A 15,505-nucleotide genomic window follows, 5' to 3' on the forward strand; every position below is an offset into this window, starting at 1 on the left:
AGATTCGTTGACGAGGTCAAGTGTTACTCCGCGAAGCGGTGAAGGCAAGAAATCTTTCGGGTCCGGACATATGGAAACCCCGTGATGCTGCCAGGTCGGGGGTCCGCCAGCATCACGGGGTCGTAGTGGGTATCGACGCCGCGTTCCACGGCGTTACACCTCACGCACTATGTGTCGTAGGTCACTCGAATGGGCGACACCTACAACGGTTGTTGTCGGGTCAGCGCATGTGCGTGTGACGCGCCTGGGAGATAGCGATGAGCTCCTGACGAACGGTCGCGGTGGCCGCGGTGTCGATCGCCCGGTTCAGCGCCCGGCGAGTGCGAGCCTCGGCGCGACGGGCACGGAGCTTGGCGGCGATGTTGTTCATCGGTTTTTGTCATCCCCTTGGGAGTAGGTCTTGCGTCTTCGTGGCTGTGCTCCTAGTATGCACCCTTTTTCACAAGGAAGCCAACGATTATCCGGTGACTTGGCACACCTGCCGATGAATCATCGGCAACATGAGCGTAAAACCGGAGAGATTTGGTGGCGCCGGTCACTTCTTGATAACGCTGAAGGCGCGACGAAGCGGCAGTAGAGTTCTCTACCGCTTTCTAAAGCCGAGGCTATAAATCCTGAGAGAGGCTTAGTCCCGGCCGAGCAGGTAGTGGCCGAAGTGCGGGACGGTGAAGGCGATGTGCCCGCGCTCGGCGGAGTACACCAGGCCCTTCTTCATCAGGCTGTCCCGCGCCGGTGACAGCGACGAAGGCTTCCGCCCCAGGTAGACGGCCACATCGGCGGTCCCGGCGGACTCGTCCCGCCCCTGCGTCAGCTCCGCCATCGCGAGCAGGTACTCACGTTCCGCGGGCGTCGCGCGTTCGTAGCGGGAGCCGAAGAAGCCGACCGCGAGCTCGGACTCGGCCTCCGGGGCGGCGACCTGGACGTCCTTCACGGTGATGGGGTCCGCCGGCGCGGCGTCCCAGGCGGCCTTGCCGTAGGCCTGGATGAAGTACGGATAGCCGCCGGACGCGTCGAACAGGGCGTCCAGCGCCTCCGGCTCGATGCCCGCGTCTTCGCGTTCGATCGGCGCCATCACCGCGAGGTCGGCGTCTTCGCGCTCCAGCCTGTCGATGCGCGCGTAGCGGAAGAGACGCTCCGAGTACGACTTCGACGCCGACAGGACGGCGGGTACGTGCGGCAGTCCCGCGCCGACCACGACCAGCGGCGCCCCGGACTGCGAAAGTTCGTGGCAGGCGGCGCAGAGCGCGGAAACGTCCTCCGGCAGCAGATCCTGGATCTCGTCGATCAGCAGCGCGACCCCGGTGCCGACGTCGGCCGCCAGCTCCGCGACCTCGGTGAACAGTTCGACCAGGTCGATCTCGATGTCGCCGGAATCGGCGCGGCCCTGCGCGGCGGGCACGTCGATGCCCGGTTGCCAGCGGTCGCGCAGCTTCGCGTCCGGTTTGTTGGCGCGCAGCGCGAACGCCTTGAGTACGCCCAGCACCTGCTCGACCCGGTCCGGCGCGCGATGGCGGACGGCGAGATCGCGGATCGCGCGGTGCAGCGCGGCCGAGAGCGGCCGCCTCAGTTCGGTGTCCGGGCGGGCCTCGATCTTGCCCGCGCCCCATCCGTGCTTGATGGCCCTCGACCGCAGCTCGCCCAGCAATACGGTCTTCCCCACGCCACGCAGGCCGGTCAGCATCAGGCTGCGTTCGGGTCTCCCCCGCGCGACCCGTTCGAGCACGACCTCGAAGGCCTGGAGCTCGCGGACGCGACCTGCCAGCTCGGGCGGCCGTTGACCGGCGCCCGGCGCGAAGGGGTTGCGGATGGGATCCACTCTCACACGCTATCGGGGTTTCTAGCATCGACCCGATATTCCGCCATAGAGGGATAGGCGTGTCGTGGCGGGTTACTCCGAGTGGACGGGTCTGCAGCCCCGTCCCTCGTTCCTACTCACTCAGGTTGCGTTCCGCGTAGATCGTCATCGCGTCGCGGATGTATTCCGCGGTGCCCGGGCCGTGCTTCTCGTCGTACTGCCCGTAGCGCGGGTCGTCGACGTACAGCTGCCCGAGACCGGCGAAGTAGCCCTTCGACACGGCTCGCACGGCCGGCCGGAGCCATTCGTACAGCCGCCGCGTGATCGCCTGGGCCTCGTCACCGTCGGCGGGCAGGCCCTGCGCGCGGGCCTCGCCGAACGCGGCCGCGATGTCCTTCTGTTCCTGCTGGTGCGCCTTCTTGTCCTCGGCGCTCAGCGACTTCCACCACCGGTCACCCTGCTTGTAGGCGTCGGCGCCCCAGCGTTCGGTGACCTCCTTCTCGTACTTCGTGTGGTCGAAGCCGTCGAAAACTTCCGTTGCCATCAGTTGTTCACCTCTTTCTGTCTTCTTCAAGGTCGTTTTGACCGATTCGATCTGCCGTCCGAGCCGCTGTCGCTCCTGCTCCAGCCACTTCAGGTGCGTGCGTAGCGCCGCCGTCGTGTCCTGTTCCCCTTCGAGGACTTCGCCGATCGCGGGCAGGCTCAGCCCGAGTTCGCGAAGCAGCAGGATCCGTTGCAGCCGCACCAGCGCGTCCTGGTCGTAGTAGCGGTATCCGTTGCTCCCCACCCGGCTCGGTTCGAGCAGCCCGATGTCGCCGTAGTGGCGCAGTGTGCGGCTCGTGGTCCCGGCCGAGCGGGCGATGTCCTGGATCGACCACTCCGTCTCGTTCGGCATGTCCACGAAGGTAGAGGTTGACGTTGCGTCAAAGTCAATCGAAGTTCACCCGACCGTGGCATGGTTCACGGATGAAGACATTCGCGCTGGTCATGGCCGCTGCGCTGACCTTGACGGCGGCCGGGGTCGCCGACGCGCAGCCGCGTCGCGCCTTCGACATCCAGGCTCACCGCGGCGGGCTCGGCCTCACGGTCGAGAGCACGCTCGCGTCCTTCGGCAAGGCGATGGAGCTGGGGGTGACCACGCTCGAACTCGACATCCAGATCACCAAGGACGGTCGCGAGGTCATCACCCACGACCGCAAGACGACACCCGCGAAGTGCCGCGACACCGCGCCGGCGACGCCTGGCGACCCGGCGTACCCGTACGTCGGCAAGTACGTGAAGGACCTGACGTTCGCGCAGGTCCGCACGCTCGACTGCGGCTCGATCCGGCAGCCCGCGCACCCCGGTCAGACGCTGTCCCCCGGCGCCAAGATGCCGACGCTCGCCGAGCTCTTCCAGCTCGCCAGGGACCACCACGCCTGGGGGATCGAGTTCAACATCGAGACCAAGGTCGAGGCCGCCGCGCCGCACGAGACGGCGCCGCGAGAGCAGTTCGTCCAACGGGTGGTGCGCGAGATCCTGCGTGGCGGGTTCGCGCGCAACGTCACCGTCCAGAGCTTCGACTGGGGCGCGCTGATGCGGCTTCGCGATGTGGCGCCGTGGATACCGACGGTCGCGCTGACCCAGCCCGAGTTCCTGCAGGCCGGGCAGCCGGGTAAGTCGCCTTGGCTCGGCGGGCTCGACATCGACGACTTCGGCGGCAGCCCCGTCCGCGCGGTGAAGTCGTTCGGCGCGAGCGCGCTTTCGCCGGTGCACGGCAACCCGCAGGGCGGCAAGGTCGGCGACCCCGGCTACCGGCCGTTCACCACGAAGGCTCTGGTCACCGAGGCGCACCGGGCGGGGATCAAGGTCGTGCCCTGGACGATCGACGACCCGGCCACCATGCACAAGCTCATCGACGACGGCGTGGACGGCATCATCACCGACTATCCGGACCGGCTGCGGCAGGTCGCGGCCGACCGCGGCTTCAAGCTGCCGAAGGCGTATCGGGCCCGCTAGTGAAATCTAGCGTCATCTAGCACCAGAGAAATATTCCGGGATACACCGTTAGCGCGGTTCGGCGCGGTGGCGGGCGGGAAGTCTGGGGATAGGTTTGTTTCCCGGGTCCGGATCCAGAAAGGTTTACGACCGTGATTCTCCGTCGCGTCGCACGTCCGCTCCTCGCCGCGATCTTCATCTCCGGCGGGATCGGTGCGCTGAGGGACACCCAGGGGCACGCCAAAGCCGTGGAGCCGTTCCTCACCGAGTCCTTCGACAAACTGGAGGGCGTGGTGCCGGAATCGGTGCCGCGCGACCCCGCCACCCTCGTCCGGATCGACGCCGCGGTGAAGGTCGGCGCCGGGGTCGCGCTCGCCGCGGGCAAGGCGCCGCGCCTGGCCTCGATGCTGCTGCTCGGCAGCCTCGTCCCGACCACGCTGGCGGCGCACCGGTTCTGGGAGATCAAGGAACCGGCCGAGCGTCAGCAGCAGCAGATCCAGTTCATCAAGAACGCCGGCCTCGCCGGTGGCCTGCTGCTGGCCGCCGCCGACACCGCGGGCAAGCCGTCGCTCGGCTGGCGCGCAAAGCGGGCCGCCTCCAAGACGGAGAAGCGTGCCGAGAAGCTGGCGAAGAAGGCCGAGAAGGCCATCACGAAGTGACGACCCGCGTTTAGTCCTCTGGATGCGAAAGGCGCATCCAGAGGACTAAACGCGTGGGGTCATGAGGTGAAGGCCTCGATGTCCTCCGCCTCGACGACGGTGCGGACCTCGACCTCGATCTCGTCGAACAGTGCGGCGTAGGACTCGGCGAACGCGACGGCCTCCGCCAGGTCCTTCGCGTTGATCAGCGCGAACCCACCGATGACCTCCTTGGCCTCGGTGAACGGGCCGTCGGTCGCGGTGATCTTGCCGCCGCGCGCCTTGCGGACCTTCGCGCCCCGCTCGGAGGGGTGCACGCCCTCCGCCGTGATGAGGATGCCCTTCTCGAACGAGTCCTCGATGAAGGCGCCCATCTTCTCGATGAACTCCTTGCTGGGGTTCCAGGCCTCCGGGGCGCTCTCGTCCAGCCGGTGCATCATCAGAAACCGCATCGTCGCTCCTCAGTGTCTTGGCGGGGCTTTTCTACCCCGCCTTCACCGACGCGTCGAGCGGCTCGACGGCGGTTCGACATTTGTGCACAGAAGTTTTTCTACCGGCTCGCGACCTTCTTGTACTGGGCCGTCGCCAGCGGCGCGAAGATCGCGATGATGGCGATGCAGCACAGGATCGCGTACAGCGACGCGTGCTCGGCCGGCCAGCCCGTCGGGGGCGCGCCGAAGCGGTTCCCGAACAGGTCGCGGGCCGAGTTGATCACCGCGGTGAACGGGTTCCAGTCGGCGATGGCCTTGAGCACGCCCGGCAGCTTGTCCGCCGGGACGAACGCCGTCGAGATGAAGCTCAACGGGAACATCCACATCAGCCCGGCGCTCTGCGCCACCTCGACACTGCGCGCGACCAGCCCGATCCAGGCGCCGACCCAGGACAGCGCCCAGGCGAACATCAGCATCACCAGGTAGCCGAGCACGGCGTCGAGGAAGCTGCCGCGGATCCGCCAGCCGACCAGCAGCCCGCACAGCGACATCACGACCAGCGCGACCACGCTGATCACCAGGTCGGACGTCGTCCGGCCGAAGATCACCGCGAGCCGCGAGATCGGCAGCGAACGGAACCTGTCGATGATGCCCTTCTGCAGGTCGTTCGCGAACCCGATCACGGTGAACGCCGAGTTGAACGCGACCGTCTGCGCGAAGATGCCGGCGATCAGGAACTCCCGATACGCGAGCCCGCCCGCCTCGCCGCCGATCGCGTCCCCGAAGACGTACGCGAACAGCAGCACGAACATGATCGGCTGCAGCGTCGCCGCCATCAGCCAGTCCGGGTTGCGCTGGACGTTCTTCAGGTTCCGCCAGGTGATCACGCCACCGTCGGAAAAGGCCTTCGCGACCGCGCTCACTTCTTTTCCCCCTCGTCCGTGGCGTGCCCTGTCAGCGAAAGGAAGACGTCGTCGAGCGTCGGCCGGTGGAGCGCGACGTCCTGGACGGCGACGCCGTGGCCGTCGAGCCGCCGCAGTGCTTCGATCAGCGCCTTCGGCCCGCCCTCGACCAGGACGTCGACCTTGCGGGTGTGCTCGTCGACCGTCGGGGTGCCCGAGCCGACCTCGGTGAGCACCTGCGTGGTCATGGCGAGATCGCTCGTGTTCGCCACGACGAGCTCCAGCCGCTCGCCGCCGATCTCCTGCTTCAGCTCGTCGGCGGTGCCGCGCGCGATGACCTTCCCCTTGTCGATCACGACGATCGAGTCGGCGAGCTGATCGGCCTCCTCCAGGTACTGCGTGGTCAGCAGCACGGTGGTGCCGTCGGCGACGAGCTCCTTGATGACCTCCCAGGTGTCGATCCGGCCGCGCGGATCGAGCCCGGTGGTCGGTTCGTCGAGGATCACCACGGTCGGCTCGGCGACCAGCGCACCCGCCAGGTCGAGCCGCCGCCGCATACCGCCGGAGTACGTCTTGGCGGGGCGATCCGCCGCGTCCTCCAGCCGGAACCGGGCGAGCAGCTCACGCGCCCTGGACTTCGCGGCCGCCTTCTTGCTCCCGTACAGCCTGCCGACCATGTACAGGTTCTCGAAGCCGGTGAGGTTCTCGTCCACGGCGGCGTACTGCCCGGACAGCCCGATCGACCGCCGGACGGCGTCGGGCTGGGCCAGCACGTCATGCCCGGCCACCTCCGCCTCGCCCGAATCCGGGCGGAGCAGGGTGGTCAGGATGCGGACCGTCGTCGTCTTGCCGGCGCCGTTCGGCCCCAGCAGGCCCAGCACCTTGCCCGTCGGGATCGACAGATCGACCCCGTCGAGCGCCCGGGTGGACCCGTAGGTTTTGACCAGCGCTTTCGCCTGAACTGCGAACATGCGCACACGCTAGACCCGGGCACCGACAAAGACACCCGGGTTTTTCCCCGATCCGCTGCGGGCGAACGCTACTTTTCGAGGATCGCGGTGACGCCCTGGCCGCCCGCGGCGCAGATCGAGATGAGTCCGCGGCCGGATCCCTTCTCGCTCAACAGTTTCGCGAGGGTGGCGACGATACGGCCGCCGGTCGCGGCGAACGGGTGTCCGGCCGCGAGCGAAGAGCCGTTCACGTTGAGCTTCGCCCGATCGATGGAGCCGAGAGGTTCGTCGAGACCCAGCTTCGACTTCGCGAACTGCGGGTCCTCCCACGCCTTGAGGGTGGCGAGCACCTGCGAGGCGAAGGCCTCGTGGATCTCGTAGAAGTCGAAGTCCTGCAGAGTGAGTCCGGCACGCGTGAGCATCTGCGGGACGGCGTACGCGGGCGCCATCAGCAGGCCTTCGTCACCGTGGACGTAGTCGACGGCCGCGGTCTGCGAGAACGTCAGGTATGCCAGCACCGGCAGCTTCCGCGCCTTCGCCCACTGCTCGGTCGCGAGCAGCACGGTCGACGCGCCGTCGGACAGCGGCGTCGAGTTGCCCGCGGTCATCGTGCCGTCAGGACCACCGAAGGCGGGCTTCAGCTTCGCGAGCTTCTCGACGCTGGAGTCCGGCCGCAGGTTCTGGTCACGCGCCAGCTTGAGGTACGGCGTGACCAGATCGTCGAAGAAGCCCTTGTCGTACGCGGCGCCGAGCCGCTGGTGGCTGGTGGCGGCGAGCTCGTCCTGCGCCTCGCGGGTGATCTCCCAGACCTTCGCGGTCAGCGCGGCGTGCTCGCCCATGGACAGGCCGGTGCGCGGCTCGGAGTTGCGCGGGATCTCGGGGACGATGTGCCCGGGACGCAGCTTCGCGGCCAGCTTCAGCCGGTCGGGGAGCGTCTTCGCGGCGTTGAGCCGCACGAGGATCTGGCGCAGGTCGTCGTTGACCGCCAGCGGCGCGTCGGACGTGGTGTCGACGCCGCCCGCGATGGCCGAGTCGATCTGGCCGAGGGCGATCTTGTTGGCGACGTTGATGATCGCCTGCAGGCCGGTGCCGCACGCCATCTGCACGTCGGAGGCCGGGGTGGCGGGGTTCAGCCTGCTGCCGAGGACGCTTTCGCGGGCGAGGTTGAAGTCGCGGGCGTGCTTGAGCACCGCGCCGGCGGCGACCTCGCCGATCACCTCGTCCTGCAGGGAGAAGCGGCTGACCAGGCCGTCGAGGGCGGCCGTGAACATGTCCTGGTTCGACGCTTGCGCGTACGGACCGTTCGAGCGGGCGAAGGGGATCCGGTTACCGCCGATGATCGCGACCTTGCGCACGGGTGCCGTCCTTTTCGTGGCCATTTTTTCCACTCCTCCGTAGGCTCTCTCACACTGTAACCTACTAGCGAGTAGGTTAGAATGCGACGTGACGCAAACTGCACGGGAGGCACGTAATGGCTGACAGGTACCAGCAGTTCACGAAGAGCCCGGTAGGGAAATTCGTGGTGCCGAAGCTCGGCCTGCCGAACCCCGCGACGCTCCGCCGGTACAAGCCCGGCCAGCCCGCTCTCGAGGGTCCCGCACTTCTGGGGGCCGCGCCGGGCGGTCGCCTCGAAAAGGTGATCGAGGCGCAGCTGCACCGCGCGGGGATCGAGGTCATCTCGGCCGCGACGGACAGGCACGCCGCGCTCGTCTTCGACGCGACAGGCGTGAAAGACCCGAAACAGCTTCGCGAGGTCTACAACTTCTTCCACCCGGTGATCCGGAGCGTCGGGCCGTCGGGCCGCGTCGTTGTCCTCGGGACGCCCCCGGAGCTGGCCGAAGGCAACGAGCGGATCGCCCAGCGCGCGCTCGAAGGCTTCGTCCGTTCCGTCGGTAAGGAACTGAAGCGCGGCGCGACCGCTCAGCTCGTGTACGTCGCCGAAGGAGCCGAAGAGGCTGCTGAGTCCACGCTCCGCTTCCTGCTGTCGTCGAAGTCCGCCTTCGTCGACGCCCAGGTCATCCGCGTCGGCACCGAGACCAAGACCGCCTCCGCGCCGTCCGACTGGGCGAAGCCGCTGGACGGCAAGGTCGCCCTGGTCACCGGCGCTTCCCGCGGTATCGGCGCCGCCATCGCCGAAGTACTGGGCCGCGACGGCGCCCACGTCGTCGCGCTCGACATCCCCGCGCAGGGCGCGGACCTGTCGAAGGTGGCCAACAAGGTCGGCGGCTCGGCGCTGCAGCTGGACATCACCGCCGCCGACGCGCCGGAGAAGCTCGCCGAGTACCTCGTCACCCGCCACGGCGGCGTCGACATCGTCGTGCACAACGCGGGCATCACGCGCGACAAGACGCTGGGCAACATGACCGAAGGCGGCTGGGATTCGGTCATCGCGGTCAACCTCGCCTCGCAGCTCGCGGTGAACGAGAAGCTCGTGGCCGACAAGGTGCTGCATGAGAACGGCCGCATCATCGGCGTCTCCTCGATCGCCGGTATCGCGGGCAACGTCGGCCAGACCAACTACGCCACCAGCAAGGCGGGCGTCATCGGCATGGTGAACGATGGCGCGCCGAAGCTCGCCGAGTACGGCGGCACGATCAACGCCGTCGCGCCCGGTTTCATCGAGACCAAGATGACCGCCGCCGTGCCGCTGTTCATCCGCGAGGCCGGGCGGCGGCTGTCCAGCCTCGGCCAGGGCGGGCTCCCGGTCGACGTCGCCGAGACGATCGCCTGGTACGCGAACCCGGCTTCGGCCGCGGTCAACGGCAACGTGGTCCGCGTCTGCGGCCAGGCACTGCTGGGGGCGTGAACATGGCGGTCAAGGAACTCCACGAGTCGCCGAGCCTGTCTTCGTTGTACCCCAAGGCGTTGCTCGGCTCGCTGCGCAAGAGCGGCGGGAACACGCTGCCGTCGACCGAGTTCGTCCGCGAGGGCGTCGTCGTCGACCCGGCCCACCTCGCCGCGTACAACCAGGTGTGCGGATTCCGTCTGGACGACGTGCTCCCGGTGACGTATCCGCACATCCTCGCGTTCCCGCTGCAGATGGCGCTGATGACCGAGGACGACTTCCCGTTCCCGTTGCTGGGCATGGTGCACGTCAACAACCGGATCACCCAGCATCGGCCGCTGCGGCTCGACGAGTCGTTCACTCTGCGCGTGCGCGCCGAGGACCTGCGCCCACACGAAAAGGGCAAGCAGTTCGACGTGGTCAGCGAGCTGCTCGTCAACGACAGTCCTGTTTGGACGGACGTCAGCACGTACCTGCGCCGCGGTGGCGGCAGTGGCGAGAAGACCGCGCGCGGTCAGCTCTCGCAGCCCTCGCCCACCGCGATCTGGCAGGTGCCCGGCGACATCGGCCGCCGCTACGCCGAGGTCTCCGGTGACCGCAACCCGATCCACCTGCACCCGATCACCGCGAAGGCGTTCGGGTTCCCGGCCGCGATCGCGCACGGCATGTGGACGAAGGCGCACGCGCTCGCGGCGTTCGAAGGCAGGCTTCCGGAGGCGTTCACCGTCGACGTCAAGTTCAAGCAGCCGGTGCTGTTGCCCGCGAAGGCGGCGTTCACCACGTGGAGTGAAGGCGAGGGCTGGGCCTTCGAATTGTGGAACGCGCGCAAGCCGAAGCCGCACCTGGAGGGGTCAGTCGTCGCTCTCTGACGGCTTCCAGATCTCGCCCTCGACGAGGTCGTTGAACCCGAGCCAGACGAGGTTCATCAGCCACGAGGCGAGGACGCCGTCGGAGACATCGGGGTGGTCGAGCGCCCAGTCGGCCAGGGACTCGGCCGCCCCGACCAGCGCGGCGGACAGCCCGGCGCCGGAGAACTCGGCCTGCTCGCCGAGGCCCTTGCGGGTGCCGGCGGAGACGACCAGCGCGGCGACCAGCTCGATCGCGCGGGTGCGCATGTCGGTGATCTCCGCGGCGAAGGCGCCGCCGACGGTCATGGCCTGGCGGTGCAGCACCGTCCAGGACTCACGATAGTCGGCGACGAAGCGGTAGAACGCGCGCAGACCGTGCCAAAGCTGCATGTCGGGCGGCAGATCGGGTTTGATCCCGTCCTGCACCGCCTCCAGCAGGCGGGTGGCTTCGCGGCGGATGCACGCGCCGAAGAGGTCTTCCTTGGAGCCGAGGTAGGTGTAGATCATCGGCTTGGACACACCGGCGACCTCGGAGATCTCGTCCATCGACGCGGAGTGATAGCCGTAGCGCGAGAACACCGAGACCGCTGCGTCCAGGATCTGGCGTTCCCGCACCGCTCTCGGCAGCCTTTTGGCGCGTTCGGCGGGACGCGGCACTTCCTCGGACAACTCAAGACCTCCCATTAGTTCGCGTAAGACGCTACCGGGCTGCCACCGGCATGGGTGATTTCGGCACGCTTGCCCGCCTACCTACTCGCGGGTAGCCTTACGCTCGGGTAGCTGGAACTGGAGGGATGATGACCGAGATCGTGGGGCTGACCGGCCGCGCGCTGGTCGACGCGCTGGAACGGATCGAGCCGGATTCGGCCGAAGCGCACTCTCTCGACGTCAACGAGGTCGCGGGCGCCATCGACCCGAAGGACCTCGGCAAGGACGACGTCCGGCGGCTGCTGACCGCGCTGGGGCGGCTCGCGGAATCCGCGCCCGCCTTCGACCTCCGCAAGGTGGACCCGGCCCGGTTCGCGAACCTCGTCGCCCGTGCCTCGCGCACGCAACTCGAGAGCGTCGTCGCCGAACGGCCGCTCCGGGAGCGCGTGCTGCGGGAGATCTTCGACCGCATGGGCGCGCACATCCGGCAGGACCGCGCGAAGACACTGCACGCCGTCGTCCACTGGCGGCTGTCCGGCGGCACCGGCGACGGCGGTTACGACCGCTACGAGACGGTGATTTCGCACGGTGAGTGCACGGTCAGTCGCGACATGAAGGAGAAGCCGAGGGTGACGATCACGATCGCGCCCGTCGACTTCTTCCGGCTCATCACCCATCAGGCGACGCCCGCTGTGCTATTCGTCACCGGAAAGATCAAAGTAAAAGGTGACCTGGCGTTCGCGGCCGGTCTCATCGGTTTCTTCGACCTTCCGAAACCGTCCTGAACCCGGCCGAGCAGATACACTTCCGTGCCGTGCCCCGAAATTCCCAGAACCGGCGCTGGCGGGACAAGGTACGCCTTTCCCGTCCGTTGAGGCTGCACAAGACGCGCACCGGTGGCGAGCACGTCGTCAACGCGTTCGCGGAGAAGCTCGAGCTCGCGAAACTGAGCCCCGAGCAGTTCACGCAGGTGCTGGAAACCCTGCACATGCTGGGCGAAACTGGCGCGGGCATCGAGCTGAGCTCACTCGAGACCGAGGTGCTCGTCGACGTCGTGCAACGGGCGTCACGGGAGCAGCTCAAGGCGATCGCCGATCACCCGGAACTGCGTTCGGCGTTCCTCGACGAGATTTTCCGCAGAATGTCGGACCATTTCGTTCCCGAACGCGCGCGACATGTGGACTTCGTCGTCGCGTGGCGTTTCACCGATGGTGACGGAGAAGACGGTTTCGATCGTTTTCAAACGGTCATCGAAGACGGCGTCTGCGTTTCGAGCACGGATCTCGCGCGCACTCCGGACACCACGATCACCCTTTCCGTCGACGACTTCATCCGGATGGCGACCGGCAACGCGGCGGTGGCGGCGATGTTCGTGACGGGCAAGGTGAAGGTGAAGGGCGAGTACGCGCCGGCCGTGCGGTTCAGCGGGTACTTCGACATCCCGAAGCCGAGCGGCGGCTGAAAGCGTCCTTCGCCGCATGGGACGCGGCGAAGGACGCTTTCGTCGCATGCGATGCAGGGAAAGCGTCCTTCAGCCCTCGACGATGCGGCCCTCGATCACCGGCGGCTGCTTCTTGACGGCCTCCGCGGGCGGCGTGTCCGTCACGACCTCGCTGTCCACGACCATCACCGGCCCGCGGGCGCGGTTCGCGAACTTGACCGCCCGGCGCTGCATCCGCTTCTGCCACACCTTGCGGGCGACACTCCGCGTCGGCGGCAGGATGAGCAGCAGGCCGATGACGTCGCTGACGAAACCGGGCAGCAGGATCAGCAGACCGCCGAGCCCGATCAGCATCCCGTCGGTGAGTTCCTTCTCCGCGTCGGCGGGACGGCCGAGCCGCGCGGATTCGGCGAACGCCCGGAAGGCGCGGCCGCCTTCACGGCGCGCGAGCCAGGATCCGACGAACGCGCCGGCGAAGAGCAGTGCGATCGTGCCGAGCACGCCAATGGCCGAGCCCACCGCCCACACGGCGGCGATCTCGGCGACGACATAGAGCAGGAACGCGACAGCCATACCTGGACAACGTACGGCTTGCCCGTTTTGCTCCCAACCCCCGGTCAGCCGATCCGGCGAAGGAACTCCTCCGCCTCGCGTGGCCTGGTCAGAACGACCCGCCGTGCGTGCGCGCCTCGCTCCGCCAGCCGTCGCACAGTCCGCTCCCGGTGGTGCTTCGGCCAGCGCCAGACGTAGGAGTAGAACTCCAGATCCAGCCTTTCGGGGCAGCCGGGCGCCTGGTTGTCCTGGCCGTATTCGCGCAGGCACCGCATCACCACCCGCCGGAGGCAGACGCGGCGCGGGTAGTCGAGGAAGACGATCGTGTCCGCTCTCGGGAGGCGAAGATGCATCGACGCCCCGTAGTTCCCGTCGATCACCCAGGCGTCGGACGCGACGACCTCCTGTTGCGCGGCGTGGAACTCGGCGCCCGGTGCCGGTGTCCAGCCCGGCTGCCAATAGAGCCGGTCGAGGTGAGTGACGGGCAGGCCGAGTGCGGCGCCGAGCCGTCGCGAGAACGTCGACTTCCCGGCGCCGCTGCAGCCGACGACCATGACGCGCCGCATGGTCAAGCTTCGTCGAGGTACGCGGCCGCCTGCAGGGTGAACAGCTCGGCGTAGCCCGCCTCCGCCGCCATCAGCTCGTCGTGTGTCCCGTATTCGGCGACCTTTCCGTTTTCCAGCAACAGGATCCGCTCCGCCTGCCGCACGGTGGAGAACCGGTGCGAGATGTACAGCGTCGTGCGCCCCTCCGAAAGCTCCCGTAGCCGCGAGAAGAGGTCGTGCTCGGCCTGGGCGTCCAGCGCGGACGTCGGTTCGTCGAGGATCAGGATCGGCGCTTCCCGCAGGAACGCCCTGGCCAGCGCGATCTTCTGCCATTCGCCGCCGGACAGGCTGACGCCCTGGTCGAACCAGCGACCGAGCGGGCTGTCGTACCCGCTGGGCAGGCGTTCGATCCGTTCGTCGGCGCCGGCGCGTTTCGCCGACGTCTCGATCCGTTCGCGGTCGACGAGGTGCGTCAGGTCGCCGAGCCCGATGTTCTCGGCGGCGGTGCCCTGGTAGGTCACGAAATCCTGGAACATCGCGCTGATCTGTCGCCGCAATTCCACCGGGTCGTATTCGCGGATGTCGACGTCGTCGAGCAGGATCCGCCCGCCCGTCGGGTCGTACAGCCGGCAAAGCAGTTTGAACAGCGTCGACTTCCCGGCTCCGTTGCGGCCGACGACGGCGACCGTTTCACCCGGCCGGATCTCGAAGCTCACGCCGTCGAGGGCGGGATCGGGCGCTCCTGGATAGGTGAAGGACACTTCTTCGAACCGGATGTGTCCCTCCACAGTGGACGGAAGCGGACGCGCCTGGGGCGGCGCGACGATCTCCGGTTTCGTCCCGAGGAAGCGATACAGCGTGTCGAGATAGAGATTGTTCTCGTACATCCCGGAAAACGCGGTGAACAGGCCTTGGACGGAAGTCTGCACCGACGCCGCGGCCGCCGTGTACAGCGCGAGGTCGCCGAGGGTGAGCCTGCCGCCGACGGCCTCCAGCGCGATGTACAACGCGATCGCGGATCCGGCGGCCGTGCTGAGCAGACCCCACGATGTCGAGCTGACGCTGCGCTTGCGGGTCAGTGTCCGCTGACGGTCGTAGAAGACCTGGCCGAGCCGCTGGAACCGGTCGACGAAGTACGGGCCGAGCCCGAAGAGCTTGGTCTCCTTGGCGTAGGTGTCCGTGGTGACCAAGGAGTTCAGATAGTCCATCCGCCGTTTCAGCGGTGACATCATCACGGTCAGCCAGAACGCGCGGGCGCCGTACTTCGACTGCGAGATGAACGCGGGGATCGGTGCCACGAGCGCGACGAGCGCCAGCAGCGGGCTGACCGAGACCAGCAGCGCGATCATGCTGCCGAACGTGATCACCGTCCGGATCAGGCCCAGCGCCGAGTTCATCATCGACAGCGGCCGCGTCGGCGCCTCCTGCGAGGCCTGGCGCAACATGTCGTAGGACGCGGAACCCTCGAAGTACGAAAGATGCAGTTCGCTCGCGTGGTCCATCACCTGGTGGCGGATGGTCAGCGTCATGCGTTCTTGCAGCAATGATTGCCCGTAGGTGGTCAGCGCCTGCGAAACCGCGGTGAGCACGAGGATGCCGAACTGGAAGAGGGCGACACCGACGATCGCGCTCTTCGTCCCGTGTCCCTGGATCGCCGCGACCACCGAGTCGATCAGCAGTTTCGCGATGTATGCGGTCGCCGTCGGGAGGAGACCGGAAAGCAGCGTCACCAGGGTGATCACGATGGTCAGCACCGGGCTCGCCTGCCAGGTCAGCTTCGCGACCTTCGGCAGACCGCGGACCGTGCCCGCGACGTTGACCCACATCCGGTTGAGCCGGGACTTCAGGTCTTTCGGGACGGCTTCGGGTTCGGGCTCCGGGATGTCGACCGGGCCGGTCAGCCCGCTGTCGGGCACCGTCGACGGCGGACGACGGCGCCTGCCGCCGCGGGCCATGAACAGCTCCAGGCCGCCTCCCCCACCGGGCGGGCCGA

17 protein-coding genes are annotated in these 15,505 nt (G+C 67.7%); 6 read left to right on the forward strand and 11 right to left on the reverse strand.

The genetic code is table 11. The features are described 5' to 3' along the window. Nucleotides 1–220: 220 nt before the first annotated feature. The 3 genes from ACSMFO_RS29345 to ACSMFO_RS29355 form a co-directional block, all read right to left on the reverse strand. On the reverse strand, nt 221–370 hold the full coding sequence (locus ACSMFO_RS29345; RefSeq protein WP_007032374.1) for a hypothetical protein: 150 nt from the start codon (nt 368–370) through the stop codon (nt 221–223). 255 nt (nt 371–625) lie between these two features. Further along, nucleotides 626–1,816, reverse strand: coding sequence for an ATP-binding protein (locus ACSMFO_RS29350; protein WP_007032375.1), 1,191 nt, complete (start codon nt 1,814–1,816; stop codon nt 626–628). A 112-nt stretch (nt 1,817–1,928) separates the two neighbouring features. Then, the gene (locus tag ACSMFO_RS29355) at nt 1,929–2,690 is read right to left on the reverse strand and encodes a MerR family transcriptional regulator (protein WP_360120812.1); all 762 of its coding nucleotides are present in this window, start codon (nt 2,688–2,690) and stop codon (nt 1,929–1,931) included. A gap of 71 nt (nt 2,691–2,761) precedes the next feature. Between ACSMFO_RS29355 and ACSMFO_RS29360 the strand changes: the two genes are divergently transcribed. Continuing rightward, the gene (locus ACSMFO_RS29360; protein WP_436461265.1) at nt 2,762–3,793 is read left to right on the forward strand and encodes a glycerophosphodiester phosphodiesterase family protein; all 1,032 of its coding nucleotides are present in this window, start codon (nt 2,762–2,764) and stop codon (nt 3,791–3,793) included. A gap of 131 nt (nt 3,794–3,924) precedes the next feature. Continuing rightward, a complete protein-coding gene (locus ACSMFO_RS29365) occupies nt 3,925–4,431 on the forward strand; it encodes a DoxX family protein (protein ID WP_038521769.1) in 507 nt (168 codons plus the stop codon). A 59-nt stretch (nt 4,432–4,490) separates the two neighbouring features. Here the strand turns inward: ACSMFO_RS29365 and ACSMFO_RS29370 are convergent, their stop codons facing one another. The 4 genes from ACSMFO_RS29370 to ACSMFO_RS29385 all read right to left on the reverse strand — a co-directional run bounded on the left by ACSMFO_RS29370 (nt 4,491) and on the right by ACSMFO_RS29385 (nt 8,072). Further along, on the reverse strand, nt 4,491–4,862 hold the full coding sequence (locus ACSMFO_RS29370) for a YciI family protein (RefSeq protein ID WP_083649874.1): 372 nt from the start codon (nt 4,860–4,862) through the stop codon (nt 4,491–4,493). A gap of 98 nt (nt 4,863–4,960) precedes the next feature. Then, entirely contained in the window at nt 4,961–5,764 is an 804-nt protein-coding gene (locus tag ACSMFO_RS29375) for an ABC transporter permease (protein ID WP_037334316.1), read from the reverse strand. Further along, complete coding sequence (locus ACSMFO_RS29380; protein ID WP_038521766.1) at nt 5,761–6,714, reverse strand: daunorubicin resistance protein DrrA family ABC transporter ATP-binding protein; 954 nt, start codon at nt 6,712–6,714, stop codon at nt 5,761–5,763. The genes ACSMFO_RS29375 and ACSMFO_RS29380 overlap by 4 nt, the downstream gene beginning before the upstream one ends. A 68-nt stretch (nt 6,715–6,782) precedes the next feature. Further along, a complete protein-coding gene (locus ACSMFO_RS29385; protein ID WP_436461266.1) occupies nt 6,783–8,072 on the reverse strand; it encodes an acetyl-CoA C-acetyltransferase in 1,290 nt (429 codons plus the stop codon). A 92-nt stretch (nt 8,073–8,164) separates the two neighbouring features. Between ACSMFO_RS29385 and ACSMFO_RS29390 the strand changes: the two genes are divergently transcribed. Further along, the gene (locus ACSMFO_RS29390; RefSeq protein ID WP_436461267.1) at nt 8,165–9,499 is read left to right on the forward strand and encodes a 3-oxoacyl-ACP reductase; all 1,335 of its coding nucleotides are present in this window, start codon (nt 8,165–8,167) and stop codon (nt 9,497–9,499) included. A 2-nt stretch (nt 9,500–9,501) separates the two neighbouring features. After that, the gene (locus ACSMFO_RS29395; RefSeq protein WP_436461268.1) at nt 9,502–10,347 is read left to right on the forward strand and encodes a MaoC family dehydratase; all 846 of its coding nucleotides are present in this window, start codon (nt 9,502–9,504) and stop codon (nt 10,345–10,347) included. On the opposite strand, the gene ACSMFO_RS29400 is transcribed toward ACSMFO_RS29395, so the two are convergent. After that, the gene (locus tag ACSMFO_RS29400; protein ID WP_007032385.1) at nt 10,330–10,995 is read right to left on the reverse strand and encodes a TetR/AcrR family transcriptional regulator; all 666 of its coding nucleotides are present in this window, start codon (nt 10,993–10,995) and stop codon (nt 10,330–10,332) included. The two genes, ACSMFO_RS29395 and ACSMFO_RS29400, sit on opposite strands and share 18 nt — an antisense overlap. 128 nt (nt 10,996–11,123) lie before the next feature. Here ACSMFO_RS29400 and ACSMFO_RS29405 point away from each other — a divergent pair, with 128 nt between their 5' ends. Then, the gene (locus ACSMFO_RS29405; RefSeq protein WP_072029445.1) at nt 11,124–11,759 is read left to right on the forward strand and encodes an SCP2 sterol-binding domain-containing protein; all 636 of its coding nucleotides are present in this window, start codon (nt 11,124–11,126) and stop codon (nt 11,757–11,759) included. A gap of 86 nt (nt 11,760–11,845) precedes the next feature. Then, nucleotides 11,846–12,436: an SCP2 sterol-binding domain-containing protein gene (locus ACSMFO_RS29410; RefSeq protein ID WP_350572840.1), complete on the forward strand. Its 591-nt coding sequence runs from the start codon at nt 11,846–11,848 to the stop codon at nt 12,434–12,436. 69 nt (nt 12,437–12,505) lie between these two features. Here the strand turns inward: ACSMFO_RS29410 and ACSMFO_RS29415 are convergent, their stop codons facing one another. From ACSMFO_RS29415 to ACSMFO_RS29425, 3 genes are read right to left on the reverse strand one after another with little or no spacing between them, the layout of a single operon-like run. After that, complete coding sequence (locus ACSMFO_RS29415) at nt 12,506–12,988, reverse strand: FxsA family protein (RefSeq protein WP_436461269.1); 483 nt, start codon at nt 12,986–12,988, stop codon at nt 12,506–12,508. Between the two features lie 44 nt (nt 12,989–13,032). Further along, nucleotides 13,033–13,533 (reverse strand): DNA topology modulation protein FlaR, encoded by a 501-nt coding sequence (locus ACSMFO_RS29420; protein ID WP_436461270.1) that lies wholly within the window; start codon nt 13,531–13,533, stop codon nt 13,033–13,035. A gap of 2 nt (nt 13,534–13,535) precedes the next feature. Continuing rightward, the gene (locus ACSMFO_RS29425) at nt 13,536–15,479 is read right to left on the reverse strand and encodes an ABC transporter ATP-binding protein (protein WP_436461340.1); all 1,944 of its coding nucleotides are present in this window, start codon (nt 15,477–15,479) and stop codon (nt 13,536–13,538) included. Between the last annotated feature and the right edge of the window lie 26 nt (nt 15,480–15,505).

The sequence above is a fragment of the Amycolatopsis sp. w19 genome (assembly GCF_051373225.1).
In the GTDB taxonomy this organism is placed as follows: domain Bacteria; phylum Actinomycetota; class Actinomycetes; order Mycobacteriales; family Pseudonocardiaceae; genus Amycolatopsis; species Amycolatopsis japonica.

Coding starts and splice junctions, on each gene's coding strand:
- ACSMFO_RS29395 (WP_436461268.1), top strand. CDS start 9,502: ATGGCGGTCAAGGAACTCCACGAGTCGCCGAGCCTGTCTTCGTTGTAC.
- ACSMFO_RS29420 (WP_436461270.1), bottom strand. CDS start 13,533: ATGCGGCGCGTCATGGTCGTCGGCTGCAGCGGCGCCGGGAAGTCGACG.
- ACSMFO_RS29370 (WP_083649874.1), bottom strand. CDS start 4,862: ATGCGGTTTCTGATGATGCACCGGCTGGACGAGAGCGCCCCGGAGGCC.
- ACSMFO_RS29355 (WP_360120812.1), bottom strand. CDS start 2,690: ATGCCGAACGAGACGGAGTGGTCGATCCAGGACATCGCCCGCTCGGCC.
- ACSMFO_RS29385 (WP_436461266.1), bottom strand. CDS start 8,072: ATGGCCACGAAAAGGACGGCACCCGTGCGCAAGGTCGCGATCATCGGC.
- ACSMFO_RS29415 (WP_436461269.1), bottom strand. CDS start 12,988: ATGGCTGTCGCGTTCCTGCTCTATGTCGTCGCCGAGATCGCCGCCGTG.
- ACSMFO_RS29405 (WP_072029445.1), top strand. CDS start 11,124: ATGACCGAGATCGTGGGGCTGACCGGCCGCGCGCTGGTCGACGCGCTG.
- ACSMFO_RS29360 (WP_436461265.1), top strand. CDS start 2,762: ATGAAGACATTCGCGCTGGTCATGGCCGCTGCGCTGACCTTGACGGCG.
- ACSMFO_RS29345 (WP_007032374.1), bottom strand. CDS start 370: ATGAACAACATCGCCGCCAAGCTCCGTGCCCGTCGCGCCGAGGCTCGC.
- ACSMFO_RS29380 (WP_038521766.1), bottom strand. CDS start 6,714: ATGTTCGCAGTTCAGGCGAAAGCGCTGGTCAAAACCTACGGGTCCACC.
- ACSMFO_RS29390 (WP_436461267.1), top strand. CDS start 8,165: ATGGCTGACAGGTACCAGCAGTTCACGAAGAGCCCGGTAGGGAAATTC.